We start from the raw sequence: 26,226 nt of genomic DNA, 5'->3' as shown, positions 1-26,226 counted from the left end.
GAGCCGCGATGCCCGCCACCGATCCCGCGACCAGCGCCCGGATGCGGGCGCAGCGGCGTCGCGACACCGCACCCGAACTCGCACTCCGCAGGGAACTGCACCGGCGCGGGGTCCGGTACTACGTGGACCGGGCGCCGATGAAGGGTGTCCGGCGGCGCGCCGACCTGGTGTTTCCGCGGCGGAAGGTGGCCGTGTATGTGGACGGGTGCTTCTGGCACAGCTGCCCGCAGCACGCCACGTTCCCGAAGAACAACGCGCAGTGGTGGGCCGAGAAACTCGCCGGGAACGTCACCCGCGATCGTGACACCGACACGAGGCTGACCGACGCCGGGTGGACGGTGGTGCGGGTCTGGGAGCACGAGAATCCGGTGGTCGCGGCGAACAGGGTCCAGGAAGCTCTCGGCGACGCGTGACCCCCGCTTCGCCGGCGGCGGCGGTCGAGGTGTTGAATTTTCCACCCCTAGGGGTATGGTCGCCCGCCGCCGATCGGTGCAGGATGGTGTCACAGCAACCATTCGAACCACCTTCGGAGGCGCATGATGATCCGCCGTATCGTCGCGGCGGCCTCCATTGCGTTTGCAGCAGCGGCCGTCCCACTCGTCGGTCCGGCGACCTTTGCCGTGGCTGCCCCAGGCGACACCTACATCAGCAACCCCCCAGCCAACCCGACGGACCAGAGTTTCTGCGACGACCAGGCCGCCCTCGCCAACAACCTTGCATCGAAGGGCGACTACGCGCGTGCCGACGGGGTCGTGTCGGCGGCGAACATGAGCGGTTGCCGCATCTACACATTCCCCAGCCCGTAGCCGGTTGCCGGCCTGCACCGTCGCCTGGCCGGAGCGGTCCGAGAGGCGGGCGGCTTCTCGTCGTCGGACATCACCCTTCCGATCCGGAGACGTCCGTCGGGCGGCCCAATGTTCCCGACATGCTGTTCACACCGGAACAGGTCGCTGCCGTACTGGACGCCGAGGAGTGGGACATCCTGGTGTCGGCGGCACCCTCGCGTGAGGCGCGCGACCCCGAGGGGCAATCCGTCACCGTTCACGACACCGTTCTGCACGCGGTTCGCCGGGCCTGACGACGGTCTACTGTGTGGGCACGATCTGTTCCGAGTGCCGAGACGAGGACACCGTGGCCGACTTGTTCGTGAAAGCCCTTCAGCTGCATCAGTTCGTCTACGAACGCAGCGGCGGATGGGTGGGGCATCGGTTGCTGTTCGGGATGCCGACCCTATTGTTGCACAGTGTCGGCCGCAAGTCCGGGAAGCCGCGGACGTCCGCGTTGACGTACGGCCGTGACGGCGCACGCTATCTGGTCGTCGCGTCGAAGGGTGGTGCGCCTACGTCGCCCGCGTGGATGCACAACGTGCTGGCCGCGCCGACCTGCGAGATCCAAGTGGGCCGCGACCGCATCACCGTGGTGGCGCGGAAGGTTGTGCCGGGCGACCCGGAGTACGACCGGATGTGGGCGACGATGAATGCGATCAACCACGGCCGGTACAGCGAGTATCAGAAGAAGACGGACCGGCCGATTCCCGTCATCGCGCTCACCCCGAACCGCTGACTCGGCCGGTACGACGTCAGCGGAACTCGTCGACGTGCGCCGACGCCCACTGCGCGAACGTGGTCGCGGGGCGTCCGGTGAGTTGCTCGACGAGCCGGTTCGCCTGCTGGGGAGCGTCGACCAGGCTCGCCATCCCTTCCAGGTACCAGCGGGCGTACTCCCCCATCGCCGGCGTCAGGACGTCGACGGCCTCGTCCAGCGACACCTGCCGGTACTCGATGTTCCGGCCGAGGGCGGCGCCGAGTTCTCGGACGAGCTCGGCGCGGGTGATCGTCTCGGGACCGGTGAGTTCGTACGACGCGCCGACGTGCCCGGACTCGAGGAGGGCGACGGCCGCGACCTCGGCGATGTCGTCCATCGCGATCGGCGCGTTCGCCGCCGTTGGGTACGGCTCACGCACGGTATCTCCCGCGGTGATCTGCGGTGCCAGGATTCCCGCGTTCTCCATGAACTCGCCGGGCCACAGGTGCGTCCACTCGATGCCGGACGCCTCGACGGCCCGTGCGACGTCACCCCAATGGCCGTCGTGGGGACCGGACAGGTCGACGACGTGCCGGACCCCGGCCTGCTTCGCCAGGGCGAGCGCGTCCGGGGCGGTGTCGGGAGTCGGTGCGAGGTAGAAAGAATCGACGCCCTCGAACGCCGCGGGCAGGCTGCCGAGCCTGCGGAGGTATCCCTCGACGACGGTGACCGAGTCCGGAAGTTGCGCTTTGTCAGGATGATTCGTGAGGGCCCGGACGTCCGTCGCACCCCGCGCGAGCAGGTGGTCGACGAGCATTCTGCCGATGTTCCCGGTTGCCCCCGTCACGAGAATCGTCATGCCCTGCACGCTACCGCCGCGGGAGGGCATGCGAGTGGCAAAGTGTGCTCGCGCACGCTTTGCCACTCACATGGGGTCAGCTCGTCGGCGGGGCGGACGTCGAGGACGTCGCCGGGGTCTCCGAGGGCGTCGGCGTGGCCGGGGTCGACGCGTCCGGATTCTGCACTCCGGCGCTGAGCTTGTAGATGTGTTCCGGCGAGATGATCTCCGTGACGGCCCCCGCCAGCGCGGTGCTCGGTTCGCTGCCCTGGTAGGGGACGTCGGTGTTGATCATGATCGCGAGGGTGGTCTCCTGCTCGGGTAAGTAGACGCAGACCGTCTGATACCCGGGGAGGCTGCCGTTGTGCCCGATCCAGCCGGCGACGTCGAAGATGCCCAACCCGTAGCCGACGTCCGATGCCAGACCCGGTGCGTTGACCGTCTCGAGCCGTTGCGCCTGTGTGGCCGGCTGCAGCAGTGTGCCGGTGGCCAGCGCGGGCGCCCAGATGTGCAGGTCGTCGAGGGTCGAGATCATCGCGCCCGCCGCCCATCCCCAGGACGGATTCCAGTCGGTGGCCACGGCTTCCTTGTCGTCCAAGGTCTGCTCGGTGTAGCCCTGCGCGTGCGGTTCGGGGAACGCGTTGGTGGTCGGGAAGCTCGTGTCCGCCATCTTCAGTGGCTGGACGATCTTCTGCGTCACGTAGTCCGGGAGCGGCAGTCCGCTGACCTTCTCGATGACAAGTCCCAGCAGGGTCGTGTTCGTGTTGGAGTACTCGAATCCCTGCCCCGGCGGGAACGTCGCGGGCTGCGCGAACGCGTAACCCAGCAGTTGTTGCGGGGTGAACGCGGCCTGCGGGTCGCTGAGCAACGCCTTCTGGAAGTCCTCGTTGGCGGAGTAGTTCGCCAGCCCGCTCTGCATCCGGGCAAGTTCGCGCAGCGTGATCTGATCACCCAACGGCACACCCTCCACGTACTTCGAGATGGGGTCGTCGAGCGCAACCTTGTCTTCGTCGACCAGCTGCAACAGTCCCGTGACCGTGAACGTCTTTGTCACACTGCCGATTCGGTGGAAGAAATCGGTCTCCATCGGCGCGCCCGTCGTCTTGTCGGCGACGCCGAACGCCTTCACGTAATTGCCGTCGGGCCCCCACACCCCCACGATCGCGCCGGGAATCGCCGCCATCGACATCGTCTTCTCGATCGCCTCGTCGAGTCGGTCCGCGACACCGGGGTCGATCTGCGCGTCGGCCCCGGCGTTCGGTGATTCCGCCTGCGTCGTCGTGGAGGTAGCGGAGGTGCCCGTGGAGGAGGAGTCGTCGGAGCACGCCGCGGGCACTACCAGCAGCAGTGCCGCTGCGGCCGCCGCGAGGCCTCGTCGCCGATTCGTCCTGGTCACGACCTGAGCTGTCATCGTGCGTCCCGTCGTCGAGGTGCCCCTCCCGGGAACTTACTCCGCGACCGCCGGGCGAATGTACCTTTCGGCGCTTCTGAGGCGACCGGCGATACATTCGCCCTACTGCGCTCTGTCGGTCGCGTATTCGGCCAGCAGTCGCTTCTCCTCGTCGCGATGCGGGTAGAAGAAGAACACCACCACGGCCCCGGCGCACACCACCAGGATCGCGGCGAGGTACGCGCGATCGTCGCCGTCGAGGAAGGCGTTGCGGGCGGCGGCGATGATCTGCTCGGCGTACTGCGGGTAGCGTTCCGCGAGCACTTCGGCGCTGGAATACGACTTCGTGAGCGCCGCTTGGGTTTCCGGGGTGATCTGGCTGGCGTCCGGCGACGAGGCGATGGTCGCCGACAGCGACTTCGCGTAACCGGCGGTGAGCACGGCGCCGAGGATCGACTGCATGATCGCGCCCCCGAGGTCGCGTTGCAGGTCGGACGTGCCGGACGCCATGCCCGCCCGCGACACCGGCACCGAACCGGTGAGCGACCGCGACGCGGGGGTCCCGGCGAACCCGACCCCGATGCCCACGAACGCGTACGCGAGCGCCACCCACCAGAAGGTTGCGTCTTCGTCCCACCACACCAGCGCGACAACCAGTCCGAGGACGACGAACAGGTAGCCGAGCAGCAGTGTGAACCGGGCGCCGTGTGATTCGACGAGTTTCGCGGAGCGGGGTGCGACGACGACCATCGCGACGGCGGCCGGGATGATCGCGGAACCGGCGGCGAGCGTGGAGTATCCGAGCACGTTCTGGAGGAACTGCTGCCCGATGAACATCGCACCCATCAACGCGCCGAACACGATCACCCCGCCGACGGCGGCCACCCAGAACGTCGGGCGGGCGGCGACGTGCAGATCGAACAGCGGGTGCGCCGCCCGTCGTTGCTGCAGGAAGAACGCGGCTCCCGCGGCGAGCGCGATCAACCCGAGACCGATGGCGAGCGCCCCGGAGCCGTCCACCGGCGCGAAATTGATCGCGAGGATGAGGGCGGCGATGAAGACGACGGAGATGATGCCGCCGAGATTGTCGACGGGATCGGTCGTCTCGTTGACGTGGGCGGGCACCCACAGGATGGCGGCGACGAGGGCGAGAGCGGCGAGCGGAAGGGTCACGAGGAACACCGAGCCCCAATGGAAATGCTCGAGCAGCGCGCCCGACACGATCGGCCCGAGCGAGGAGATCGCACCACCGAGGGCCGACCAGAGTGCGATCGCCTTGGTCCGGGGCGGTCCCGACCACAGTGCGGTGATGATCGCGAGCGTGGTGGGGAACGCGAGGCCGGCGGATACACCGCCGAGAACACGTGCGAGGAACAGTATTTCGAAGTTCCCGGCAAATCCCGCGATCGCCGACGCCGGCAGCGACAGCGCCATGCCGAGCACCAGCATCTGTTTACGCCCGTAGCGGTCGCCGAGTGCCCCCAGATAGAGGACCGACGCGGCGAGCCCGAGTGAGTACGCCACGGCGACGAGGTTCAGCTGCGTCTGACTCGCGTCGAAGGCCCGGCCGATGTCGGGGAGCGCGACGTTCGCGACCGACAGGTTCAGGTTGGCGACGGCGGCGACGAGGATCAGGGTCGCGAGGATCAGCGTCGCTCGGGCCGGCGCCTGCGTCGTTTCGGTTCGAGTCACTGCCTGCTCCCGGGGTTCTGGTCTCCTCGTGGACCCGCCGTATCGGCCGCCGGTTCGGGGCTCGACGCGAGCAGCGACGCGGCGAGCGGGAAGAGGAGGACGGTGATCGCGCCGGCCGCGACGAGCACGGAGGCGTTGGCGGACGTCATGTCACCGGAGTCGACGGCCACTCCGGTGACGGCCACGATCAGCGGCAGGCCGGTTCCCGCGTACAGCGCCAGCTGGGTGCGTTCGCGGGCGGTGAAGGGTGGATCCGTGCCGTTCGCACCCCGGTCGAACCTCCCGGCGACGTAGACCGGGCCTGCCCGGACCAGCAGGATCAGCAGGACGAACGCGATGAGGACGCCGGGTTCGGACGCCACCGCGGCGACGTCGATGGCCATGCCGGACGTCACGAAGAAGATCGGGATCAGGAACCCGAACGCCAGGCCGTCGAGCTTCTTTTCGAGCGTTTCGTCGCCTTCGGGTGTGGCCCGCCGCAGGATGAATCCCGCCGCGAAGGCACCGAGGATCGTGTCGAGCCCGAACGACGCCGCGAGCACGGTGAGCGCGACGAGGAGCAGCATGGTCAGCCGGACCGTCGTCTGCGACGTCGTCTCCGATCCCGACCGGATGATCGCGGTGATCCGGGAACCCTCCCGCCGCACGCGGGCGGGGATGAACGCGACCAGCACCGCCGCGGCCGTGAACAGTCCGAGGACCACGATGGACGCCACCGACCCTCGGGAGCCGAGCAGAACCGCCATGGCGACGACGGGTCCGAGTTCGCCGAACGCGCCGTGATTGAGGATCGTCCGGCCCAGCCGGGTGTCGAGGGCGCCCGCGTCACGAAGGATCGGGAGCAGCGTGCCGAGCGCTGTCGACGTCATGGCAATGGCCACCGCGGTTCCGGCGTCGACCACGTGGACGATGCTCAGCAGTGACACCACAGCGAACGCCAGGGCCAGCGAGACCAGCCACGTCAGCAGGGCCCGCCTGCCGCCGCGACCGGTGATCTCGGCCGTGTCGATCTCGTACCCGGCCAGCAGGAAGAGCAGACCCAGACCCAGGTCGCGCAGCAACTCGATCTCGCTGCCCTCGACCGCAATGTCGAAGACGTGAGGGCCGATGACGATCCCGGCGACGAGCAGAAGGACGACCTCGGGCACCAGCTTCCGGGGAAACATCCCGGCGAGCAGCGGTGCGATCACGGCGCATGCCACGATCCAGAACAGCGAGGCTCCCACGGAAGGCATGCATCACCCCGTCTCTCGAACCACCGGACAGCACTGCGTTCGAGCCTCACAGAGCAGGGGCGACGAGACATCATCCGTGAGGGATGAACGCCGGAAGCGTCAGTAGAACTCGACGGTGTCGACGCGGTTGATCAGTTCCTCGCCGTCGAGGAACCGGGTGGCGTTGCGCGCGAACAGTTCCGCGATGAGGCGATCCTCCGCGGGGTTCAACGCCGCGGTGTGCGGGCTGACCAGCACGTTCGGGTGAGCCCACAGCGGACTGTCCGATGCCAGGGGCTCGGACGCGAACACGTCCAGCGCGGCGAACCCGACCCGCCCGTCCTCGATCGCGGCGGTCATGGCGACCTCGTCGACGACGGTGCCCCGGCCCACGCTCACCACCGTGACTCCGGGCTTGACGGCGCCGAATACCTTTGCGCTGACGAGGCCTTCGGTGGCGCTGGTTCCGGGAAGCGTCACGACGATGCCGTCCGCGTCCCCGACCACGTCGGCCAGCCGGTCGGGGTGGACGATCTCGTCGACGCCCTCGACCGCGGTGTCGCGCCTGCTCGTTCCCACGACGGTGGCGCCGAGGGCCTTCAGCTTCAGCGCCGTCGCACGGCCGATGCTGCCCAGTCCGACGATGACGATGCGCTGCCCGGACACGGTTCCCATGGCCCAGCGGCCGCTCCACACCTTGTCACGCTGCTGGGCGAGGAGCCGCGGGAGGGTCTTGGCGCCGGCCAGCAGGCCGAAGACGGCGAACTCGGCCAACGGTTCCGCGTGCACACCGGCGGAGGTGCTGAATGCGATGCGGTCGAGTTGTTCGTCGGTGAGCCCGGCCGCCTTCACCTGGGCCCCGCCGCCGGCGGGCATCGTGTGCACCCAGCGGAGGTCGGGGTTGACGCCTGCCGTCCTCGTCAGTGCCGCGGGATTCTCGTCGGGCACGCCGTACAGGGCGTGCGCCGAATCGACCAGGTCGTCGAAGGCCTGCTGCTGCTCCGCGGTCCGGGAGTACGACGGATCGCCGGAGTGATCACCCGGGAATCGGGAGGGCGGCAGCAGGTCCTGCTCACGGATGAAGTCGATGCGCGGTTCCGCCCGGGTGACGAGACTGATGAGCTCTTCGCTGACGGGGGTCGCGGCGACGACGCGGAGTCGCCCGTCGAGTGGCTTCGGGTCGTGTGCGCTCACTGCAGATTCCTCCGGTACGGGCCGTTGCTGACCATGTGTTCAGATCAAAAACTCTGCACTAATCATGTGATTCAGTCAACACTTTCAGTTATGTATGACAAATAGCCGTCCGCGCGGTATCGTCCTCGACACGCCAGTGACCTGGGTCACTACACCGACCTGTTTGTGACCGCGCTCGACGTGGTCCCGTCCCACAACGGAGCAGAAGATGTCCCCAGAATCGAAGATTCAAGTAGGCGCAGACTCGAAGATGCCGGAAGGCAGCAGCCATTCCACCCCACCGGTGCGCGCCTCCGACGACCCGGAGTACGCCGCAAACCTCAAACGCGCGACGCTTGCCAGTTCCATCGGCAGCGCGCTCGAGTACTACGACTTCGCCCTCTACGGCCTGGCGTCGGCACTGATCTTCGGCCAGCTTTTCTTCCCCGCCATGGGTGCGTCGGCCGCCTTGATGGCCAGTTTCGGCACGTACGCCGTCGGCTTCCTCGCCCGGCCCGTCGGCGGCCTGTTCTTCGGCGCCCTCGGGGACCGCCTCGGACGCAAGGCCGTCCTGATGATCACGATCGCGATCATGGGCGGCGCGAGCACGCTCATCGGCGTTCTGCCGACCGGCGCGCAGGTGGGCATCTGGGCCCCGATCCTGCTGGTCGCGCTGCGACTGCTGCAGGGCTTCGGCGCGGGCGCCGAACAGGCCGGTGCCACAACGCTGATGGCGGAGTACTCGCCCACCGAGCGCCGCGGATTCTTCTCCGCACTCCCGTTCGTCGGGATCATGGTGGGCACCCTGATGGCGTCCGGGGTCTTCGCGATCCTCGGCCAGATCGATCGCGAACTCCTCCTCGCCTGGGTGTGGCGGGTGCCGTTCCTCGCGTCGGTCTTCCTCATCGCGGTCGCCGTGTTCATCCGGCTCCGCATGCAGGAGAGCCCCACGTTCATCAAGCTGGAGAAGCAGGATCAGATCAGTGAGAGCCCGTTCCGGGAACTGATCGGCAGCTCGATGCCCAGCGTGCTCCGCGGCATCGGCCTGCGGATGGCCGAGAACGGCGGCTCGTACATCTTCCAGACCCTCGGCATCAGCTACGTGACGACGGTGGTGGGTGTCAGCAAGTCGATCGGACCGCTCGCCATCGCCTGCGGCGCCGCCATCGGCATGCTCGTCATCCCGTTCTCGGGCGCGCTGTCGGACCGCTTCGGCCGGATGCGGGTGTACCGGTTCGGTGCGGCGCTGCAGCTCGTCCTCGCGGTCCCGTCGTGGTGGCTGCTCTCACTCGGCAACCCGTACCTCGTGGTGGCGACGCTCGCGGTCAGCTACGGGATCGGCGTCAACGTGATGCTCGGCGCGCAGTGCGCGGCCCTGCCCGAACTGTTCGGAAATCGCCACCGCTACATCGGCGTCGCCGTCGCCCGGGAGACGAGCGCCATCCTCGCAGGCGGCATCGCCCCCTTCGTCGGCGCACTGCTGCTGTCGCTGCTGAACAACTCGTGGGTGCCGCTCGCGATCTACGTTCTGATCCTCAGTGTCATCACGTTCGCCACCACGTTCGTGACACCCGAAACCCGTGGCCGCGGCCTCGGGCTGGCCTGGGATGCGATGGCCGACCCGGTCCACGGACCGGATGTCGCGGCCGCCGAGTCGAAGGCGCGGGTCGACGCATGAGACTGGCCCGCATCGCCACCGAATCGGGACCGCGGCCGGTGTGCCTGCGCGACGGTCGCTGGCACGAGGTGGCGGATCCGTACGCGGACACACCGACCTTCACCGGACCCGCACACGACCTCGACGGCGCACGGCTGCTCGCGCCCGCCGAACCGCGAGTCCTGCTCGGGATGGCCCACAACGGCGCACCCGGAGATCGCGACCTGCCGTTGCAGGCGTTCATGAAGTCGACGCGCACGGTGATCGGCCCCGAGGATCCGATCGTCGTCGACGAGGGGCTGGGGCAGGTCAACGTGGAGGGCGAACTGGCCGTCGTCATCCGCCGCACGTGCCGCAGGCTTCGCCCGGAGGACGTCCCGTCCGCGATCCTCGGGTACACGATCGGCAACGACGTCACCGCCGTCGAGCAGATAGCGCTGGACGACAAGCTCACCCAGGCGAAGCACGGCGACGGTTTCACCCCGCTGGGACCGTGGATCGAGACGGATCTCGGCTCCGGGGACGTTCCGATCACCGTGCGCGTCAACGGCGTGACCGTGGCGGAGGCGTCCACGCGGCAGCTCGCGTGGAACGTGTCCGAGCAACTGGTCCATCTCACCCGGTATCTGACCCTCGGGCCGGGAGACGTCGTGCTCACGGGTTGCCCGTTCACGCTCGCCCCGGTCGAACCAGGTGACCGTGCCGAGATCACGCTCGACGGTATCGGCACGCTGGCCAACCCGGTGCGTGCGCTGTGAATCTCTTCGATCTGTCCGGGCGCATCGCCCTGGTCACCGGTTCGAGCCGGGGAATCGGCTACGCACTCGCGCGCGGCCTGGCCGAGGCGGGCGCCACGATCGTCCTCAACGGGGTTTCGGGTGAGCGCCTCGCGCAGGCACGTGAGCGCCTCCGCGAGGAGTTCGGCGAGACCCGCGTCCACGCGTACGCGTTCGACGTCACGGATCCCGATCAGGTGACCGACGCCGTCGAACGGATCGAATCGGAGGTCGGGCCGATCGAGATTCTGGTGAACAACGCTGCGCTGCAACACCGTCAGCCGCTGCTCGACGTCACTCTCGACGACTGGAACAGGGTGCTCACCACCGACCTCACCAGCGCCTTCCTCGTCGGGCGCGCGGTCGCACGGTGCCAGATCGCCCGCGGGAGCGGGAAGATCATAAACGTCTGCTCGGTGCAGAGCGACCTGGCCCGGCCCACCATCGCGCCGTACACCGCGGCGAAGGGCGGACTGCGGAATCTGACCCGCGCGATGACGGCCGAATGGGCGGCGTCCGGGTTGCAGATCAACGGCCTCGCGCCCGGTTACATTCACACCGAGATGACGCAGGCCCTCGTCGACGACCCCGAGTTCGACTCGTGGCTCCGCGGCCGCGCGCCGGCAGGCCGGTGGGGCACCCCGGACGATCTCGTCGGTCCCGCGGTGTGGCTGGCGTCGGACGGTTCCCGGTACGTCAACGGTCAGGTGATCTTCATCGACGGCGGGATGACATCGGTGGTGTGAGGATTCACCGGCCGACAGCGGCCGGCACTTCCCCGAAAGTGCGGCGGGTGTGCAGGACGAGTTCGCGGAGCGCCGGACCCGCGAGACTCTTCCAGACCAGCGCGAGCACGGCCGGGATGTCGACGTCGTCCAGTGTGACCGCCGTCAACCGCCCCCGGTAATCCGTCGCCATCGACTCGCTGAGGATCGCGACCCCCAGTCCGCGGATCGCGAGGTCGGCGACGGCGTCGGGTGCACTCGCCTGCAACGCGATGTCGGGGCGGAGGCCGGCGGCCGCACACGCCTGGTCGAAAACCGTTCGGATCCCCGTTCCGGTCGGCATACATACGATCGCATGGTCGCCGACTTCGGCCAGGGTGACGCGGGAACGCCCGGCCAGCGGATGCCCGGCCGGCACGGCCGCGACCAGCCCCTCGCTGATGATCGGGAAGGCATCCAACCCGTCCGGCGGGGCGGTCGCGGTGCCCACGAGGGCGAGATCGATCGCACCGGCGCGAACCCGTTCGACGAGGCGGTCGGAGCTGTCCTCGGTCAGCGTGATCTCGATCCCGGGGTGCGCGACGTGGAACGCGGACAGCGCGTCGAACAGCGGCTTCACCGTGCAGGCGGTGACCATCCCCACGACGAGCCGGCCCCGGATCAGCTGGTTCACGTCGTCCACGGCCTGCCGCATCGCGTCGGCCGAGGCGAGGGCCGCGCGGGCGTGCACGAGCGCCGCTTCTCCCGCGGCCGTGAGCGTCGCCGTCCGGCTCGACCGGTCGATCAGCGTGGCGCCGAGGTCGTGCTCGAGCTGCCGGATCTGCGCGCTGATCCCCGACTGGCTGATGTGGACGCGTTCCGCGGCACGGGTGAAGTTCGCTTCCTCGGCGACCGCGACGAAGTACTCCAGCTGCCTCAGTTCCATAAGCAGAAATTCTAGTATTCAGCAGAACTATCTGTTGGACTTCCGGTTGAGGCGACACCACTCTGGTATGTGACAGCCGTTCACCCACGAAAGGATTCCCGTGTCCGACTACGAGAAGGCCCTGAACCCCGAAGATCTCACCCGACTGTTCGTCGAGCGCAGCAACGCCGGCGACGCGGCCGGAGTGGCCGCCCTGTACGAGGAGAATGCCGTCATGGCGTATCCCCCCGGCAGCCGGACCGTCGGCCGGGCAGCCATCCAGAAGTTGTGGGAGTCGGTGCTCGCGAACGCGCCGCACTTCGAACCGGAGGCGCCACTCCCCACGCTGATCAGTGACGACCTCGCCCTCACGTCCACGCCACCCAAGGACGGATCCGGCGCGCGGGCGCAGGTCGTCCGCAGGCAACCGGACGGAAGCTGGCTCCGACTGCTCGACCAGCCGGAGTTCGCCCCGCCCACCCGCTGAGGTCGCGGCTGCACCGACCCCTACACGGCATGAACTTCGTTGTCCACCATTGCATCTGCATTCGGATCGGTGGGACTATAGGGGTCATGCGCAGACCGCGTTGGCCGGCAGTAGCACCACCCACCACCGGAGGACACCGGGTGCACGGCCCCCTGCTCCTCACGGCCGAAGACCATCTCACGCTCGAGCTGTTCGAGGTGGTGGCGTTTCCGGACGGCCTCCACCTCCGGATGGCCCTGACCGCGACGGGCAGGCCCGCGGAGCTGGCGCAGTACGAGACCCGCCCGCTGTCCGACCCCGACGATCCCTCGACGCGGTGGTCCTATCTGTCGGTGCGGGCGCGCGTCGACGACGTCGAAGGCGAGGCCGATCCGTACCATCCGGCGGCGGCGGCGAAGCCGTGCCGGAGCGGGCCGCCCGAGTACCGCACCGAACCGCACTACTGGCTGGACGCGATACCCACGTCGGGATTCATCGCGGTCACCGCAGGCTGGCCACGGATCGGCCTCGGTTCGACTACCACCACGATCGGTCTCGAATCGAGCACGCGAACGTCGTGACCGATCCCGGGCGGTGTCAGGTGCAGCAGTTGGGGTCGAGGACCACCCGCAGCGCGTCGAGGGCGTCCGCCCGCGCACTGTAGAAGACGTTCATGCCGCGGCGGACGGACTGGACCATTCCCGCCTTCTTCAGCTGGCCGAGATGGTGACTGACGGTCGATTCGGACAGGCCCACGCCGGTCGCGAGATCGCACGTGCACACCTCGCCGTCGCTCGCGGTCAGCAGAATCGACATCAGCTTGATGCGGACCGGGTCGGCCAGCGCCTTCAGGCGCAGCGCGAGGTGCAGGGCGGCCTCGTCGGTCATCGGGGCGGCCGAGACGGGCGCACAGCAGATCGGCGCGGAGACATCTACGACCGGCAACGTCTTGGGCATGGCTCCATCCTCCCAGCTTCTTGACATATGTCAAAAAGGTGGGATTCTATGAGTGCAAGCAATTCGACATATGTCACACAGGTGGAGGTTGTCATGTCCCGCGCCCAACTCGCCCTCAATGTCGACAATCTGGAGGAAGCAGTCACGTTCTACTCGAAACTGTTCGATACACAACCGGCGAAACTGAAGCCTGGTTACGCGAACTTCGCCATCGCGCAGCCACCCCTCAAGCTGGTGCTGATCGAGAACCCCGGCGAGGGCGGCACCGTCAACCACCTCGGCGTCGAGGTCGAATCGAGCGCCCGGGTGCACGAGGAGATCGCACGGCTGACCGGGGAAGGCCTGTTCACCGACGAGGAGATCGGCACCACCTGTTGCTTCGCGACCCAGGACAAGGTGTGGGTCACCGGCCCCGCCGGCGAGAAGTGGGAGGTCTACACCGTGCTCGCCGACTCCGACACGTTCGGGTCGAGCCCTCGGCACCTCGACCCCGATGCCGAGGGAGCCACCTGCTGCGGCACCGCCGCGGACGGGGCGAAGGCCTCCGCGGGAACGTCCTGCTGCTAGGCGGCCACGGGCCGGATCGCGACAAAGAGAAACCCCGCCACCTGCATTACTGCAGTTGACGGGGTTTCTTTGTGCGCCCGAAGGGATTCGAACCCCTAACCTCTTGATCCGTAGTCAAGTGCTCTATCCGTTGAGCTACGGGCGCATGTTCTTCAGTTGTCTAGCTTGCACCGGCCGACTAGGCCCGGTGTGGCGGAGGCGAGAGGATTTGAACCTCCGGTCCCTCGTAAAAGGGACAACTCATTAGCAGTGAGTCCCATTCGGCCGCTCTGGCACGCCTCCCTGGGGTGGTTCCGATCCCTTCGGACCGCCGGTGCGAAAGATTACACACCTTTCCACCACAAAGGCAAAACGGCTGGTCAGAGCGTAAGGATGGCCGCTTTATCGCAGGTGGCTGTCGAACCAGTCGAAGATCCGCCGCTGTGCGTCGACGATGGCCTGGGCACCCGGGTCGTCGTCCCTGCCGTCGGGCACCTGAGGCGGTTCGTCGGCCCGGTGCGCGAGCCCGGCGTAACTCACCACGAGCCCCGCGACGTCGGATTTGGCGGTGGCGTCGCGCAGCAGCTCGACCTGATCGGGCGGCGTGGACGGATCGTCCTCCCCGTACAGACCGAGCCACGGGGCCTTCAGGTCGGGGGCGGCGTGCACCAGCGCGGGCGCGTCCTCCGACAGCGGCTCGACGATCCCGCGGGCGGCAACACTCACGGCTGCGCCGACCGGACGCGTCGTGGCAACGAGCAGGGCGGCGGTCCCGGCGTCGTCGAAACCCAGCACGCCCACGCAGTCGGCGTAGATCCCTCGCGCGAGCAGCCAGTCGAACGTGGCGTCGAAGTCGGCGAACAGGGCGTCGCCGAACACCTCGACATCGCTGGGTGCCGGGTCCCGGTGGAAGAGGTGCGGCGCGACCGTCACCCACCCCTCCATCGCGAGCGAGTGCATCAGATCGAGGAGAGGTTCGCTGAAGATACGCGACTCGTGCAGGACCACGATCCCGCCCCGCGCCGGACCGTCCGGTTCCACCGCGGTGAGCGGAACACGCAGCTGAGGGCTTTCCGGCGCGCCTCCGGACGTCCGCAGGGCTGCACTGTCCCTGAAGAATCCCGACATGTCCCTACCTTGGCACGAAGGGGGCGTCGGCGCAGTGGATCGGGAGGCGCATAATCGCCTGGTGACTCCGCGAACCAGGGCAGACCTCGAGACGATTCCGGCCTACATCCCCGGCAAGAACTTTCCGGGGGCGATCAAGCTGGCGAGCAACGAGACCACACTGGGCCCGTTGCCGAGTGTGCGCGACGCGATCGCGGACGCCGCCGCCAACGCCAACCGGTACCCGGACAACGGTCACGTCGCCCTGATCGCGGCGCTCGCCGACCACCTCGGGGTGGCCACCGAGAACATCGCCGCGGGTTGCGGTTCGGTGAGCCTGTGCCAGGAGTTGGTGCAGGCCACCTGCAACGACGGCGACGAGGTCATCTTCGCGTGGCGGTCGTTCGAGGCGTACCCCGTGGTCACGCAGGTGGCCGGGGCGACGCCCGTCAAGGTTCCGCTCACCGCCGACCACGGTCACGACCTCGACGCGATGCTGGCCGCGATCACCGACCGCACCCGGCTGATCTTCGTCTGCAACCCGAACAACCCCACCGGCACCGCGCTGACGAAGGCCGAACTCGAGCGGTTCCTCGACGCCGTCCCCGCCGACGTCCTGGTGGCCCTCGACGAGGCCTACTTCGAGTACAACCGGTCCGACGCCGACGGCATCGAACTGTTCCGCGGACGCCCCAACGTGGTGGTGCTGCGCACGTTCTCCAAGGCCTACGGCCTCGCCGGCATCCGCGTCGGGTACGCGGTCGCCGATCCCGCGGTCGTCACCGCGCTGACCAAGGTGCACATCGCGTTCGCGGTCAACGCCGTCGCGCAGGCCGCCGCCATCGCGTCGCTGGCCGCGTCCGGCGAACTGCTGGCACGCACGGACGGCGTCGTCGCCGAGCGGAAGCGGGTACGCGACGCTCTGCTCGCCGCCGGGTACGAGGTGCCCGAATCGGCCGCCAACTTCGTCTACCTCCCCTTGGGCGCCCACTCCGGGGCGTTCGCCGCCGCCAGCGCCGAGGCCGGTGTGCTGCTGCGCCCGTACGGCGACGACGGGGTACGGATCACGATCGGCGATCCCGCGGAGAACGACGCGTTCCTCGCCTTCGCGACGAGCACCGAGGCACGCTCGCTCGCGAACGTCGCGGTCCGGGCGTAACGCTCGAGACGTAAACGTTACCCACGGGTATAACGCCCGTGACTCCTTGTTGGCAGACTCAGTGAGGTTTTGCCGAAGGGAGCCCCCACATGCGTCGCCGCGCCGCGCTCCGCACTGCCGTGCCGGCTGCCGGACTGGCGATGGCTCTGGCGATCTCGGTGACGGCGGGGCTGTCCGTGGCGCAGGCGCAGGACACCGCGGTCTCCGTCCGGCTCCTCGCCTTCAACGACCTCCACGGCAGCCTCGAACCGCCGCCCGGCGTCCGCAGTCAGGTGAAGCACGCCGACGGCTCACTGGTCCCGGCCGGCGGTGCCGCCTACCTTGCCGCGTACGTCGATCAGCTGCGCGGCCAGGCCACGCATTCACTGCTGTATTCCGTGGGTGACAGCTGGGGGTCGTCGGCACTCGAATCCGCGATGTTCCACGACGAACCGACCGTGCAGCTGCTCAACAGGATGGGCGTCGACGCGTCCGCGATCGGCAATCACGAACTCGACGAGGGATACACGGAGTTCCGGCGGATGCAGACCGGCGGCTGCCATCCCACCGACGGCTGCCGCTTCGGAAACACGTTCGAGGGCGCGAACTTTCCGCTCCTCGCAGCGAACATGGAGTTCGACGACGGCGCGCCCGCGACCCTGCCGTTCACCGTCGACTACGTCGAGGGAATCCCGGTCGGGGTCATCGCGACCATGCCCGCCGACACCGCGACGATGGTGACCCCGGAGGGGGTGGGAGGGCTGCGCTTCACGGACGAACTCGCGGCCGTCGACCGGACGGCGGATCTCCTCGACTTCTTCGGCGTGCGGGCGATCGTGCTGCTGATGCACAAGGGAGCCGAACCCGTCGCCGACAACGGTCCCAATTCGTGCGAGGTGACATCCGGCCCCGCTCGCGACCTCGCGCTGCGGGCGTCCCCGAAGGTCGACGTCATCTTCACCGCCGACAGCCACCAGCAGTACAACTGCTCGTTTCCCGACCCGATGGGGAACCCGCGCGTCATGATGCAGGGCGCGTCGCACGGGCGCATCGTCTCGGTGGTCGACGTGTCGATCGACCGCACTACCCGCGACGTCCTGCGTGACCGCGCGTCGGCGTTCAATCAGGTGGTCACCCACGACATCCCGTCGGACCCCGACATCCAGGCGCTCGCGGACGGCGCCGCCGCCCAGGCCTCCGAGATCGGTGCGGCGCGCGTGGCGTCGTTGTCGGGCGACCTCACCCGCGACGACACCGGCAGCGGCGAGTCCACCCTCGGTAACGTCGTCGCCGACGCCCAGCTGGCTGCGGGGTCCGGGCACGGCGCCCAGGTGGCACTCACCAACCCGGGTGGACTCCGCGAGGATCTGCTGCGCGGCCCGGACGGCGCCGTCACCTACGGGCAGACCTACGCCGCCCAACCCTTCGGCAATACCCTCGAGGTCCTGGCGGTCACCGGCGCGACCCTGAAAACTGCCCTGGAGCAGCAGTTCCAGCCGCGCGGAGACGGCACGATCACGGAGCGGATCCTCGCCCCGTCGAATTCGCTGACGTACACCATGAACCGCTCGGCGACTGTCGGCGAACGCATCTCGGACATCCGGGTGAACGGCGACGCCGTCGTTCCCGAGGGCACCTACCGGGTGGCCGTCAACAAGTTCCTCGCCGACGGCGGCGACGGTTTCGACGCCTTCCGCACCCGCGCCGAGGCCGTGCACGCAGGTTGCGACCTCGACGCCTTCACGGCATATCTGGGAACGAAGTCACCGGTCGCGCCGCCGAACACCGACCGGATCACCGTGGTCGGCTAGAGACGCCGGTCAGACGCCGAGCGCGCCCTTCAGGACGGGCCACGACGTGCGGAGTTCGTCCTGCCAGTACGGCCACGAATGCGTGCCGAAGTTGCGGTAGATGAACGTCGCCGGGATCGAGAGCTGGGTCAGGCGCTGCTGGAACGTCTGCGTGCAGACGTTCGCCGCCGCCTCGAGTGGTCCGCCCACCGCGATCGTGGACGCAATGTCGCCGCTGATCTCGTACGGTCCGGGAAGCCCGTTGCCCGTCGAGATGTAGATCTGCTTGCCGCGCAGGGCTTCGGCGTTCACCGAGGGGTCGTGTGCGGTCCAGGCCGGATCGGTGTCGGGACCCCACATGTTGGCCGGGTTCCCGCCTTTGAACGCCACCGTGCCCCGCACCGAGTCCCGCGAGCTGGGCTGGGTGTTGTCGAGGCATCCGCTGTAGGCGGCGAGCCCGCGGTAGAGCTGCGGGTGCCGGGTGACGAGGTTGGCGGCGCCCATCGCGCCCATCGACACACCCGCGACGGCATTGACGCCGTTGCCGCTGAAATTCTTGTCGATGATCGGCGGGAGTTCGTTGGCCAGGAACGTTTCCCACTTGTTGACACCGAGCGTGGGGTCTGGCTGCTGCCAGTCGGTGTAGTAGCTGGCGGTGCCACCGACCGGGAGCACCACGTTGACCTTCTTGTCGGCGAAGAACTGGACCACATCCGTCTTCTGCGTCCAGGTGCTTTCCCGGAAGTCCGACTCGGCGCCCGCGCTGACCCCGTCGAGCAGGTACAGCGACGGCCTCGACCCGCCACCGGCGGGGTGCAGCACCTGCACCTGCACGACGCGGCCCATGGCGGGGGAATTGATGAAGACGGCACTACGGGTGTCGGTGAGCGGCACGATCTTGTCGACGCTCGCGACGCCGCTTCCCGGAGGCGCGACCGGAGCAGGCGCCGGATCGGCCACAGCAGTGAACGCCGGCCCCATGAGGGTCAGTGACACTGCCAGACCGACGGCAGCCAATGCTTCGCGACGCATAAAGAAATCCCTCTTCCCCGGACTGTGTGGACCCCGATTGCACAGTACAAAATGCGTCCGGTCAACAAGAGCTTAGAGGTTTTGTGACAGCTGTGTGCTCCGGCGTGATCGGGTTGTAGTCATCACGGTCCGCCGCCGGTCGTCCCGGCTCATCCGCCTCGGCAGACGCACCCGTTTCACGCAGCCGCACCCCTTCCGGGCCTGATACGAGTGCGGCTACGCAGAAGGGGTGTGTGTGGATGCCTTGCCGTTACTTGGACAGGGCGGACTTCAGCTGGTCGAGACCGTCGCCACTGAGTTCGTCGAGCGCGGCACGGCGACCCGTCATCGCCAGCACGAGCGCCAACATCGGGCCGGAGACCTCGGGCCCCGATCCGGTGGACCAGTCGGTGTCGGTCGCCCGCAGCGTCAGCCCCGCGACCCGGGACTTCGACCCGATCAGCAGGTTCGAGTCCTTGTAGAAGTCGGCGACGCGGACGACCGCGTCCATCGGGTACTCGTGTGCGATGCCGAGCGGTCGGCGGATGTCCTCGGCGTGGACGATGATCTCGCCCAGCATGGCGTCGATCGGGCCGGGCGGATGCGTGGAGTCACCCATGTGCGCCCGGAACTCGTCGAGTGACTCCGCCGGTGTTCCTTCCTCTTCGTGTGCGATGTCCTTCTCGAACATGGTGTTGATCCGGAATCCCGACCCGACGAGTTTTCCGACGAACTTCGGCGGCGTCATCTTCTCCGTCGCCGTGATGTGCGCGAACACGTCCCGCACGGTCCACCGCTCGCAGAGCGACGGCGTCGACCACTGTGTGTCGGTCAGCGGTTCGAGGTCGTCCACCAGTGCGCGGCGTTCGTCGTGAATCGTGGGCCAGGGGCTTGACGTTGTCATTTCTCACTCCCTCGTCGCCATGAATTCTCCCACCTCACGACCGCTGCGGCGAGATCCATTGCACAACGCGTTAGTCACGACTAACGTATTGGTCGTGCTCGATCAGTTGGAAGTCGCAGCTGAGCCCACCCGGAGACGCCTCGTGCAACTGCTGACATCAGGTGAACAGACCGTCAACAATCTCGCCGCACACTTCCCCGCGAGCCGGTCGGCGATATCGCAACATCTCCGGGTGCTCACCGAGGCCGGGCTGGTCACTCCGCGCAAGGACGGACGCTTCAGGTACTACCGGCTCGACCCACAGGGACTCGCGCAACTGCGCGCGTTGTTCGATTCCTTCTGGATCGACGAACTCGACCGCCTCGTCGCGGACGCCACCGAGGAAGCAGCTTCCAAAGGAGACAGCTGATGCCATTCGACAAGACCGTCGTCGTCCCGCTCGACCCGGACGCCACGTTCGACCTCGTCACCCGACCGGAACGCCTGCGGCGCTGGCAGACCGTCGCGGCCCGCGTCGACCTGCAGGCCGGTGGCGAGTACCGGTGGACCGTCGTTCCCGGACATTCGGCCGCGGGCACGTTCCGCGAGGTCGTGCCCGGCAAGCGGGTGGTGTACACATGGGGCTGGGAAGGTGACGACGAACTCCCACCGGGATCGTCCACCGTGACGGTGACGCTCACCCCCACGGCCGGTGGAACCGAGGTGCGACTCGTGCACGACGGACTCACCGACGAACAGGCCGTCCGCCACGCGGAGGGCTGGAACCATTACCTCGACCGTCTCGTCGCCGCCGCGCAGAAGAGCGACGCCGGACCCGACGAGTGGGCGGCCGTGCCCGATCCACTCGACGAACTGTCCAGTGCCGAGGCGACACTGGCCGTCGTGCAACGTGTCCTGCGCGACGTCACGGCCGCCGACATGTCCAAGCAGACGGCATGCGCCGAGTTCACCGTCTCGCAGCTCGCCGACCACCTCGTCGGTTCGATCACGGCCCTCGGCGGCGCGGCGGGCGCGACGTTCGAGGACGACCCCGGCAAACCCGTCGAGGCCAGAATCGCCGACCTCGCCCAACCCGCGCTGGAGGCGTGGCGCAGTCGCGGCCTGGACGGCACGGTGACGATCGGGACGAACCACCCTCCCGCCACCGTCGCCGCGGGCATCCTCTCGATCGAATTCCTGGTCCACGCCTGGGATTTCGCAGTCGCGATCGGAGGCGAGGTGGCCGTATCCGAGCCTCTCGCCGAATACGTGCTGTCGCTGACACACAAGATCATCACGCCCGAAGGCAGGAAGGTCGTCGGGTTCGACGACCCCGTACCCGCCCCGCACACCAGCGACGCGGTCACCCGGCTCATCGCCTACACCGGTCGCCGCCCCGTCCCGGCGGCCTAGACACCTCACACGGAAAGGTCCAGTCATGCCCATCAAGTCGGAATACGCCCAGGGAACACCGGACTGGGTAGACCTCCAAACCAGCGATCAGGACGCCGCCAAGAAGTTCTATGCGGAACTACTCGGCTGGGAATACGACGACCGGCCGATGCCCGAAGGCCCCGTCTACTCGATGGCCACCGTGCGCGGCGAGAACGTCGCCGCCATCGCGCCACTACAACCCGATGCAGCAGCGGCCGGGGCGCCGGCGAACTGGAACACCTACATCGCCGTCGACGACGTCGACGAGACGGTCGCGAAGGTCCCCGGCGCGGGCGGCCAAGTTCTGATGCCCGCGTTCGACGTGGGGGAAGCGGGCCGCATGTCCTTCGTCACCGACCCCACCGGGGCGGCCGTCGGATTGTGGCAGGCGAACAAGCACATCGGCGCCACCCTCGTCGGCGACCCGGGCGCCTGCCTGTGGAACGAACTGAACACCGACGACGTCGACACGGCGCTCGCGTTCTACAACAGCGTCTTCGGGATCACGTCGTCGAAGATGCCGATGGGACCGGAGTACACCTACACGCTGTTGGAGGTGGGCGACGACCAGGTCGGTGGATGCGGTGAGCCGATGAAGCCCGGCACCCCGAACCACTGGCGGGTGTACTTCGCCGTCGAGGACGTCGACGCCAGCGCCGCGAAGGCCGTCGAACTCGGCGGCACGATCGTCGAAGAAGCAATGGACATCCCCACCGTCGGTCGCATGGCCGCGGTCACCGACCCGCAGGGCGCGATCTTCAGCATCATGACGCCCGAGGAACGTCAGGATCAGTAGACCGTGAAGATGCCCAGACCCTCCGAGGAGGACAAACAGTTCTTCCGGTCGCTGATCCCCGACACCCCCGGCGTCGAGGTGAAGCCGATGTTCGGCAACCTGGGCGCGTTCGTCAACGGCAACATGTTCGCCGGACTCCTCGGACCGAAAGTCGGGGTGCGATTCCTGACCGAGCAGGCGAGGGACGAGCTGGCGTCGTCCGACGGCGTCGGCCCGTTCGGTCCGGGAGAAAAGCCGCTGCGCGAGTACCTGGCCCTGCCGGACCGGTGGCGCGACACCCCGGACCGCGCCACACCGTGGGTGGAACGCGCGATCGCCGAGATCGGCGCACTGCCGCCGAAGCGGCCGAAACCCCGGACGAGGTAGAGAGAGGACAACAGCCCTGACCTGGAAGAAACCAGATCAGGGCTGCCGGTCGTTGGCGGAAGCGGAGGGATTTGAACCCCCGGTCGCTTTCACGACGCTCGCTTTCAAGGCGAGTGCATTCGGCCGCTCTGCCACGCTTCCGTGGGCGATCTTATCGGTAGAGAGGCGTCGGCGGGCAACCGGTCAGCGGTCGCCGATGGCCTTGTCGACGCGTTCGAACACCTCGGCGAGAACCTTCAACTGAGACTTGGTGAGCAGATCGACGAGGTTGCTCCGCACCCCGGCCACATGGGTGGGGGCCGCTTCGGCCAGCCGGGCGCGACCTTCGTCGGTGATGACGGCGAGCACCCCGCGGCCATCTTCGAGGCACGTGTCGCGGGTGACCATGCCCTGCGCTTCCATCCGCCGGATCTGGTGGGTGAGGCGGCTGCGGGAGGACAGGACGCCGTCCGCGAGGTCGCTCATGCGCAGCGAACCGTCCGGCGACTCGGACAGCATCACCAGAATGCGGTAATCCGCGAGGGACAGATCGTGTTTCTCCTGCAGATCCCGGTTGAGGACGTCCATCAGCCGCTGGTTGCCGTCCATGTACCCGCGCCAGGCGCGCATCTCGGCCGGGGTCAACCAGTTGGTCGCGGCTTCGGCGTCGGAGGTTTCTGCTGTCACAGGTTCACAGTCTAGTAGTGCGACATTACTTTCCAGTAGCGTGCGGTCCCCGGGAATGCCGAGGGACCGCTGTAATCGCTCACATCCACCGGGCGCCGACGCATTTCGCTAGCGTCGTCCCCATGTATGCGATCACGATCGATCAACCGGGCGGCCCCGAAGTCATGAAGTGGGCGGAGCAGCCGGACCCGGAACTCCCACCCGGTCACGTTCTCCTCGACGTAGCCGCGACGGCCGTCAACCGCGCCGACCTGTTGCAGCGTCAGGGGTTCTATCCCCCGCCGCCTGGAGCCAGCGACGTCCTCGGGCTCGAATGTTCCGGCACGATCGCCGAACTCGGCGAGGGAGTGTCGGGGTGGTCCGTCGGCGACCAGGTGTGCGCGCTGCTCGCCGGCGGCGGATATGCGGAGAAGGTGGCCGTCCCCGCGTCGCAGCTTCTCCCGCTGCCCGAGGGGGTGGACCTGCTCGTCGCCGCGTCACTGCCGGAGGTCGCGTGCACGGTGTGGTCGAACGTCGTGATGGGCGCCGGACTGTCCCGCGGTGACGTGCTGCTGGTGCACGGCGGTGGCGGCGGCATCGGCACCCACGCCATCCAGGTGGGCGTTGCGCTGGGGGCCCGCGTGGCCGTCACCGCCGGCTCCGAGGAGAAGCTGGCGCGCTGCCGCGAACTCGGCGCCGACATCCTCGTCAACTACCGCGAAGCCGATTTCGTCGAGGAGATCCGCAAGGCGACCGACGGTCACGGCGCCGATGTGATCCTCGACAATATGGGTGGCTCATACCTCGACCGCAACGTCGACGTGCTCGCCGCCGACGGCCGGCTCGTCGTCATCGGCATGCAGGGCGGCCGCAAGGGTGAACTGGACCTCGGCAAGTTGCTGTCCAAGCGCGGCCACGTGACGGCGGCCGGACTGCGGGGGCGGGCCGAGTCGGGACACGAGGGCAAGGCCGACATCGTCGCCGACGTCCGCAAGCGGCTGTGGCCGCTGATCGCGGAGGGCGCGGTCCATCCCATCGTCGCGGCGGAACTGCCCATCACCGAGGCTCCGCGCGGGCACGAACTGCTGGACTCGGCGGACACCGTCGGCAAGGTGATCCTGACGATCCCGCGGAACTGACGGTCTGCCTGCTGCCGTCGTCGCCCGATGTGACATTCGTCCGTTCCAACGGAACGAATGTCACATTGGGCGCGGCGGGGCAGCGGGCGCGCAGCGGGCAAAGCCGGCGGCCGGCTCAGCCCAGGGTGGCGAGCTCGTTCACGAGCTGGTCGATCTCGTGACGGGTGGTGTACGGCGCGAGACCGATGGTGACGGCGCCGCCTTCGTCGTTGACGCCGAGCGCGTCGAGCAGCCGGGAGCCGCCGTGGACGCCGCTGACGGTGGCGATGCGCTTGTCGGCGAGGTGCGACGCGACCTTGTCGGCCGAGACTCCGGCGACGGTGAAGCTGAGCGTCGGAACCCGGCTGGGCGAGCGCCCGATGACCATGACCTGCGGCAGCCGCTTCAGCGAGGACATGAGGTGGTCGAACAGGGTGTCCTGGTAATTCTGCAGCGAGCTGATGGACGTCTCGAGTTTCTGACGCCGGGAACCGGTGGCCGATTCGTCGAGGTTCGCGAGGAAGTCGATCGACGTGGTGAGGCCGGCGAGGAGCGCGAACTGGTGCACCCCGACCTCGAGACGTTCGACACCCCGCGCATACGGGTTGAGCGACACGGCGGGGATGCGGTCGAGGAGGGTGGGGTCGCGGAAGACGAGTGCCCCGACCTGCGGCCCGCCCCAGGAGGTGGCGCCGACGGCGACGACGTCCGCTCCGAGTTCGTTGATGTCGACGTGCGCGTAGGGGGCCGCGCCGATCGCGTCGACGACCATCAGTCCCCCGACTTCGTGGACGCGGTCCGAGGCGACGCGGACGTCGGGCGCCGATCCGACGATCGGGGATGCGGCGGTGAGTGCGACGAGGCGCGTCGTGGTGGTGATGAGGTCCTGGAACTGCCAGCTGGGAAGTTCGCACGTCTCGATCTCGACCTCCGCCCACCGCACCTGGGCGCCGTAGCGGCTGGCGACTCTGAGCCAGGGCGCGACGTTCGCTTCCTCGTCGAGGCGGGAGAGCACCAGCCCGGTGCCGAGGCCGAGTCGCGTGCTCAGCGACTCCGCCAGCCAGGCGAGGAGAACGGATCGGTCGGGTCCGAGCACGACCCCGGCGGGATCGCCTCCGACCAGGTCGGCGACGGCTGCTCGGGCCGCATCGAGTACCGCCGCACTGCGCCGACTGGACACATGTCGCCCGGTCGACGAAGAGGCAGACGCCCGGAAGGCCGTGGAGACAGTGCGCGACACCGCGTCGGGAATCTGCATGCCGGCCTGCGGATCGAGATGGATCCAACCGTCGCCGAGTGAGGGGATGAGTCCCCGAACGCGGGCAACGTCGTAAGCCATGCCCGACACTCTAAGACCCCAAGTCAATACGGTCGAAGCCAGCCATCGATTGTTGTGGAGTGCAACAAAGGTGGAATGGGCCCAAATCGGACGCACCTTCGCACTGCCGACCGGGAACAGCCAAGATGGAGGCATGACGAACTCGGAGAATGAACACGTCGTTGTGATCGGCCCCGACGGTCAGCCCATGGCCATCCCCGTCGCCGAGGCCGAGACCAAGCCCGAGGGCTCCGGATCCGCCGCGGACGCGAACGCCAACGGCACGGAGTCGGTGGCCGACATGGTGGAGCAGCCGGCCAAGGTCATGCGCATCGGCACGATGATCAAGCAGCTCCTCGAGGAAGTGCGCGCCGCACCGCTCGACGACGCCAGCCGCAACCGGCTGAAGGAGATCCACAAGTCGTCGATCCACGAGCTCGAGCAGGGCCTCGCCCCCGAACTGCGCGACGAGCTCGAACGCCTCACCCTGCCCTTCACCGACGACACCGTCCCCACCGACGCCGAACTCCGCATCGCGCAGGCGCAGCTGGTCGGGTGGCTCGAAGGACTGTTCCACGGCATCCAGACGGCCCTGTTCGCCCAGCAGATGGCGGCCCGCTCCCAGCTCGAACAGATGCGTCAGGGAGCACTGCCTCCGGGCATCAGCATGGGCAACCCGCACGGGGCGCACAATCCCGATCCGGGGTCGCAGTCGAGCGGTACCGGCCAGTACCTGTAGCAACGGGCGAAACAGCATG

Annotated in this window: 30 protein-coding genes and 3 tRNA genes; 18 read left to right on the top strand and 15 right to left on the bottom strand. The window is 68.1% G+C overall.

Features of this window, described 5'->3' with window-relative positions:
- Window positions 1-8: 8 nt before the first annotated feature.
- From PSR88_RS21095 to PSR88_RS21080, 4 genes are all read left to right on the top strand, one after another.
- A complete protein-coding gene (locus PSR88_RS21095; RefSeq protein ID WP_009477217.1) occupies window positions 9-413 on the top strand; it encodes a very short patch repair endonuclease in 405 nt (134 codons plus the stop codon).
- 123 nt (window positions 414-536) lie between these two features.
- On the top strand, window positions 537-806 hold the full coding sequence (locus tag PSR88_RS21090; RefSeq protein ID WP_009477216.1) for a hypothetical protein: 270 nt from the start codon (window positions 537-539) through the stop codon (window positions 804-806).
- A gap of 119 nt (window positions 807-925) precedes the next feature.
- Complete coding sequence (locus tag PSR88_RS21085) at window positions 926-1,078, top strand: hypothetical protein (RefSeq protein ID WP_011596630.1); 153 nt, start codon at window positions 926-928, stop codon at window positions 1,076-1,078.
- 53 nt (window positions 1,079-1,131) lie between these two features.
- Complete coding sequence (locus PSR88_RS21080; RefSeq protein WP_011596629.1) at window positions 1,132-1,563, top strand: nitroreductase family deazaflavin-dependent oxidoreductase; 432 nt, start codon at window positions 1,132-1,134, stop codon at window positions 1,561-1,563.
- A gap of 16 nt (window positions 1,564-1,579) precedes the next feature.
- On the opposite strand, the gene PSR88_RS21075 is transcribed toward PSR88_RS21080, so the two are convergent.
- From PSR88_RS21075 to PSR88_RS21055, 5 genes are all read right to left on the bottom strand, one after another.
- Complete coding sequence (locus PSR88_RS21075) at window positions 1,580-2,383, bottom strand: NAD(P)H-binding protein (RefSeq protein WP_016884459.1); 804 nt, start codon at window positions 2,381-2,383, stop codon at window positions 1,580-1,582.
- Between the two features lie 76 nt (window positions 2,384-2,459).
- A complete protein-coding gene (locus PSR88_RS21070) occupies window positions 2,460-3,773 on the bottom strand; it encodes a serine hydrolase domain-containing protein (RefSeq protein ID WP_009477212.1) in 1,314 nt (437 codons plus the stop codon).
- Between the two features lie 102 nt (window positions 3,774-3,875).
- Window positions 3,876-5,444, bottom strand: coding sequence for an MFS transporter (locus PSR88_RS21065; RefSeq protein ID WP_011596627.1), 1,569 nt, complete (start codon window positions 5,442-5,444; stop codon window positions 3,876-3,878).
- On the bottom strand, window positions 5,441-6,679 hold the full coding sequence (locus PSR88_RS21060) for a cation:proton antiporter (protein ID WP_011596626.1): 1,239 nt from the start codon (window positions 6,677-6,679) through the stop codon (window positions 5,441-5,443). The genes PSR88_RS21065 and PSR88_RS21060 overlap by 4 nt, the downstream gene beginning before the upstream one ends.
- A gap of 99 nt (window positions 6,680-6,778) precedes the next feature.
- Window positions 6,779-7,852 (bottom strand): D-2-hydroxyacid dehydrogenase, encoded by a 1,074-nt coding sequence (locus tag PSR88_RS21055; RefSeq protein WP_016884458.1) that lies wholly within the window; start codon window positions 7,850-7,852, stop codon window positions 6,779-6,781.
- Window positions 7,853-8,060: 208 nt separating this feature from the next.
- Here PSR88_RS21055 and PSR88_RS21050 point away from each other — a divergent pair, with 208 nt between their 5' ends.
- The 3 genes from PSR88_RS21050 to PSR88_RS21040 are packed head-to-tail and all read left to right on the top strand — an operon-like array spanning window position 8,061 to window position 11,010.
- Window positions 8,061-9,509 carry an MFS transporter gene (locus PSR88_RS21050; RefSeq protein WP_016884457.1) on the top strand — a complete coding sequence of 483 codons (1,449 nt, stop codon included), beginning with the start codon at window positions 8,061-8,063 and terminating at the stop codon, window positions 9,507-9,509.
- Window positions 9,506-10,246 (top strand): fumarylacetoacetate hydrolase family protein, encoded by a 741-nt coding sequence (locus tag PSR88_RS21045; RefSeq protein WP_009477207.1) that lies wholly within the window; start codon window positions 9,506-9,508, stop codon window positions 10,244-10,246. The genes PSR88_RS21050 and PSR88_RS21045 overlap by 4 nt, the downstream gene beginning before the upstream one ends.
- Window positions 10,243-11,010: an SDR family oxidoreductase gene (locus tag PSR88_RS21040; protein WP_016884456.1), complete on the top strand. Its 768-nt coding sequence runs from the start codon at window positions 10,243-10,245 to the stop codon at window positions 11,008-11,010. Before PSR88_RS21045 ends, PSR88_RS21040 begins: the two co-directional genes overlap by 4 nt.
- Window positions 11,011-11,014: 4 nt before the next feature.
- Here the strand turns inward: PSR88_RS21040 and PSR88_RS21035 are convergent, their stop codons facing one another.
- On the bottom strand, window positions 11,015-11,914 hold the full coding sequence (locus PSR88_RS21035) for a LysR family transcriptional regulator (protein ID WP_016884455.1): 900 nt from the start codon (window positions 11,912-11,914) through the stop codon (window positions 11,015-11,017).
- Between the two features lie 100 nt (window positions 11,915-12,014).
- Between PSR88_RS21035 and PSR88_RS21030 the strand changes: the two genes are divergently transcribed.
- Together PSR88_RS21030 and PSR88_RS21025 are read left to right on the top strand one after the other, a co-directional pair.
- Window positions 12,015-12,380, top strand: coding sequence for a YybH family protein (locus PSR88_RS21030; protein WP_009477204.1), 366 nt, complete (start codon window positions 12,015-12,017; stop codon window positions 12,378-12,380).
- An 86-nt stretch (window positions 12,381-12,466) separates the two neighbouring features.
- Complete coding sequence (locus PSR88_RS21025) at window positions 12,467-12,940, top strand: hypothetical protein (RefSeq protein WP_011596620.1); 474 nt, start codon at window positions 12,467-12,469, stop codon at window positions 12,938-12,940.
- Between the two features lie 16 nt (window positions 12,941-12,956).
- Here the strand turns inward: PSR88_RS21025 and PSR88_RS21020 are convergent, their stop codons facing one another.
- A complete protein-coding gene (locus tag PSR88_RS21020; RefSeq protein WP_016884454.1) occupies window positions 12,957-13,316 on the bottom strand; it encodes an Rv2640c family ArsR-like transcriptional regulator in 360 nt (119 codons plus the stop codon).
- Window positions 13,317-13,409: 93 nt separating this feature from the next.
- Here PSR88_RS21020 and PSR88_RS21015 point away from each other — a divergent pair, with 93 nt between their 5' ends.
- The gene (locus tag PSR88_RS21015) at window positions 13,410-13,883 is read left to right on the top strand and encodes an ArsI/CadI family heavy metal resistance metalloenzyme (protein ID WP_029539700.1); all 474 of its coding nucleotides are present in this window, start codon (window positions 13,410-13,412) and stop codon (window positions 13,881-13,883) included.
- Window positions 13,884-13,955: 72 nt separating this feature from the next.
- Here the strand turns inward: PSR88_RS21015 and PSR88_RS21010 are convergent.
- The 3 genes from PSR88_RS21010 to PSR88_RS21000 form a co-directional block, all read right to left on the bottom strand.
- A tRNA-Arg gene (locus PSR88_RS21010) sits at window positions 13,956-14,028 on the bottom strand.
- Window positions 14,029-14,073: 45 nt separating this feature from the next.
- A tRNA-Ser gene (locus PSR88_RS21005) sits at window positions 14,074-14,165 on the bottom strand.
- A 99-nt stretch (window positions 14,166-14,264) separates the two neighbouring features.
- Window positions 14,265-14,990 (bottom strand): dienelactone hydrolase family protein, encoded by a 726-nt coding sequence (locus tag PSR88_RS21000; protein WP_011596617.1) that lies wholly within the window; start codon window positions 14,988-14,990, stop codon window positions 14,265-14,267.
- 61 nt (window positions 14,991-15,051) lie between these two features.
- On the opposite strand from PSR88_RS21000, the gene hisC reads away from it, so the two are divergent.
- Together hisC and PSR88_RS20990 are read left to right on the top strand one after the other, a co-directional pair.
- The gene (hisC, locus tag PSR88_RS20995; protein ID WP_029539699.1) at window positions 15,052-16,128 is read left to right on the top strand and encodes a histidinol-phosphate transaminase; all 1,077 of its coding nucleotides are present in this window, start codon (window positions 15,052-15,054) and stop codon (window positions 16,126-16,128) included.
- Window positions 16,129-16,217: 89 nt separating this feature from the next.
- Complete coding sequence (locus PSR88_RS20990) at window positions 16,218-17,918, top strand: bifunctional metallophosphatase/5'-nucleotidase (RefSeq protein ID WP_011596615.1); 1,701 nt, start codon at window positions 16,218-16,220, stop codon at window positions 17,916-17,918.
- A 9-nt stretch (window positions 17,919-17,927) separates the two neighbouring features.
- Here PSR88_RS20990 and PSR88_RS20985 read toward each other — a convergent pair whose 3' ends face one another.
- Together PSR88_RS20985 and PSR88_RS20980 are read right to left on the bottom strand one after the other, a co-directional pair.
- Window positions 17,928-18,929 (bottom strand): alpha/beta hydrolase, encoded by a 1,002-nt coding sequence (locus tag PSR88_RS20985; RefSeq protein WP_011596614.1) that lies wholly within the window; start codon window positions 18,927-18,929, stop codon window positions 17,928-17,930.
- A 250-nt stretch (window positions 18,930-19,179) separates the two neighbouring features.
- Window positions 19,180-19,812, bottom strand: coding sequence for a maleylpyruvate isomerase family mycothiol-dependent enzyme (locus tag PSR88_RS20980; RefSeq protein WP_011596613.1), 633 nt, complete (start codon window positions 19,810-19,812; stop codon window positions 19,180-19,182).
- 94 nt (window positions 19,813-19,906) lie between these two features.
- Between PSR88_RS20980 and PSR88_RS20975 the strand changes: the two genes are divergently transcribed.
- The 4 genes from PSR88_RS20975 to PSR88_RS20960 are packed head-to-tail and all read left to right on the top strand — an operon-like array spanning window position 19,907 to window position 22,387.
- Window positions 19,907-20,221, top strand: coding sequence for an ArsR/SmtB family transcription factor (locus PSR88_RS20975; RefSeq protein ID WP_237724202.1), 315 nt, complete (start codon window positions 19,907-19,909; stop codon window positions 20,219-20,221).
- Complete coding sequence (locus PSR88_RS20970) at window positions 20,221-21,204, top strand: TIGR03086 family metal-binding protein (protein ID WP_011596611.1); 984 nt, start codon at window positions 20,221-20,223, stop codon at window positions 21,202-21,204. Before PSR88_RS20975 ends, PSR88_RS20970 begins: the two co-directional genes overlap by 1 nt.
- 25 nt (window positions 21,205-21,229) lie before the next feature.
- Window positions 21,230-22,021, top strand: a complete 792-nt coding sequence (locus PSR88_RS20965; protein WP_016884452.1) for a VOC family protein — start codon at window positions 21,230-21,232, stop codon at window positions 22,019-22,021.
- Between the two features lie 3 nt (window positions 22,022-22,024).
- Window positions 22,025-22,387 (top strand): TfoX/Sxy family protein, encoded by a 363-nt coding sequence (locus PSR88_RS20960; RefSeq protein ID WP_011596609.1) that lies wholly within the window; start codon window positions 22,025-22,027, stop codon window positions 22,385-22,387.
- Between the two features lie 53 nt (window positions 22,388-22,440).
- Here the strand turns inward: PSR88_RS20960 and PSR88_RS20955 are convergent.
- Window positions 22,441-22,528: transfer RNA gene (locus tag PSR88_RS20955), tRNA-Ser, on the bottom strand.
- Between the two features lie 42 nt (window positions 22,529-22,570).
- Window positions 22,571-23,053, bottom strand: coding sequence for a MarR family winged helix-turn-helix transcriptional regulator (locus PSR88_RS20950; protein WP_009477191.1), 483 nt, complete (start codon window positions 23,051-23,053; stop codon window positions 22,571-22,573).
- A 122-nt stretch (window positions 23,054-23,175) separates the two neighbouring features.
- Here PSR88_RS20950 and PSR88_RS20945 point away from each other — a divergent pair, with 122 nt between their 5' ends.
- Window positions 23,176-24,171, top strand: a complete 996-nt coding sequence (locus PSR88_RS20945) for an NAD(P)H-quinone oxidoreductase (protein ID WP_009477190.1) — start codon at window positions 23,176-23,178, stop codon at window positions 24,169-24,171.
- A gap of 115 nt (window positions 24,172-24,286) precedes the next feature.
- Here PSR88_RS20945 and PSR88_RS20940 read toward each other — a convergent pair whose 3' ends face one another.
- Window positions 24,287-25,489 carry a cysteine desulfurase-like protein gene (locus PSR88_RS20940; protein WP_029539698.1) on the bottom strand — a complete coding sequence of 401 codons (1,203 nt, stop codon included), beginning with the start codon at window positions 25,487-25,489 and terminating at the stop codon, window positions 24,287-24,289.
- Window positions 25,490-25,622: 133 nt separating this feature from the next.
- Between PSR88_RS20940 and PSR88_RS20935 the strand changes: the two genes are divergently transcribed.
- The gene (locus PSR88_RS20935; RefSeq protein WP_029539697.1) at window positions 25,623-26,207 is read left to right on the top strand and encodes a bacterial proteasome activator family protein; all 585 of its coding nucleotides are present in this window, start codon (window positions 25,623-25,625) and stop codon (window positions 26,205-26,207) included.
- Window positions 26,208-26,226: the final 19 nt, after the last annotated feature.

Source organism: Rhodococcus sp. DK176 (genome assembly GCF_038447315.2).
In the GTDB taxonomy this organism is placed as follows: Bacteria; Actinomycetota; Actinomycetes; order Mycobacteriales; family Mycobacteriaceae; genus Rhodococcus_F; species Rhodococcus_F jostii_A.
Note: the sequence above shows the minus strand (reverse complement) of the source record. Positions and strands in the feature narration are given on the sequence as shown.

Coding starts and splice junctions, on each gene's coding strand:
- PSR88_RS21095 (WP_009477217.1), top strand. CDS start 9: ATGCCCGCCACCGATCCCGCGACCAGCGCCCGGATGCGGGCGCAGCGG.
- PSR88_RS21090 (WP_009477216.1), top strand. CDS start 537: ATGATGATCCGCCGTATCGTCGCGGCGGCCTCCATTGCGTTTGCAGCA.
- PSR88_RS21085 (WP_011596630.1), top strand. CDS start 926: ATGCTGTTCACACCGGAACAGGTCGCTGCCGTACTGGACGCCGAGGAG.
- PSR88_RS21075 (WP_016884459.1), bottom strand. CDS start 2,383: ATGACGATTCTCGTGACGGGGGCAACCGGGAACATCGGCAGAATGCTC.
- PSR88_RS21070 (WP_009477212.1), bottom strand. CDS start 3,773: ATGACAGCTCAGGTCGTGACCAGGACGAATCGGCGACGAGGCCTCGCG.
- PSR88_RS21060 (WP_011596626.1), bottom strand. CDS start 6,679: ATGCCTTCCGTGGGAGCCTCGCTGTTCTGGATCGTGGCATGCGCCGTG.
- PSR88_RS21050 (WP_016884457.1), top strand. CDS start 8,061: ATGTCCCCAGAATCGAAGATTCAAGTAGGCGCAGACTCGAAGATGCCG.
- PSR88_RS21045 (WP_009477207.1), top strand. CDS start 9,506: ATGAGACTGGCCCGCATCGCCACCGAATCGGGACCGCGGCCGGTGTGC.
- PSR88_RS21035 (WP_016884455.1), bottom strand. CDS start 11,914: ATGGAACTGAGGCAGCTGGAGTACTTCGTCGCGGTCGCCGAGGAAGCG.
- PSR88_RS21025 (WP_011596620.1), top strand. CDS start 12,467: ATGCGCAGACCGCGTTGGCCGGCAGTAGCACCACCCACCACCGGAGGA.
- PSR88_RS21020 (WP_016884454.1), bottom strand. CDS start 13,316: ATGCCCAAGACGTTGCCGGTCGTAGATGTCTCCGCGCCGATCTGCTGT.
- PSR88_RS21015 (WP_029539700.1), top strand. CDS start 13,410: ATGTCCCGCGCCCAACTCGCCCTCAATGTCGACAATCTGGAGGAAGCA.
- PSR88_RS21000 (WP_011596617.1), bottom strand. CDS start 14,990: ATGTCGGGATTCTTCAGGGACAGTGCAGCCCTGCGGACGTCCGGAGGC.
- PSR88_RS20990 (WP_011596615.1), top strand. CDS start 16,218: ATGCGTCGCCGCGCCGCGCTCCGCACTGCCGTGCCGGCTGCCGGACTG.
- PSR88_RS20985 (WP_011596614.1), bottom strand. CDS start 18,929: ATGCGTCGCGAAGCATTGGCTGCCGTCGGTCTGGCAGTGTCACTGACC.
- PSR88_RS20980 (WP_011596613.1), bottom strand. CDS start 19,812: ATGACAACGTCAAGCCCCTGGCCCACGATTCACGACGAACGCCGCGCA.
- PSR88_RS20970 (WP_011596611.1), top strand. CDS start 20,221: ATGCCATTCGACAAGACCGTCGTCGTCCCGCTCGACCCGGACGCCACG.
- PSR88_RS20965 (WP_016884452.1), top strand. CDS start 21,230: ATGCCCATCAAGTCGGAATACGCCCAGGGAACACCGGACTGGGTAGAC.
- PSR88_RS20945 (WP_009477190.1), top strand. CDS start 23,176: ATGTATGCGATCACGATCGATCAACCGGGCGGCCCCGAAGTCATGAAG.
- PSR88_RS20940 (WP_029539698.1), bottom strand. CDS start 25,489: ATGGCTTACGACGTTGCCCGCGTTCGGGGACTCATCCCCTCACTCGGC.
- PSR88_RS20935 (WP_029539697.1), top strand. CDS start 25,623: ATGACGAACTCGGAGAATGAACACGTCGTTGTGATCGGCCCCGACGGT.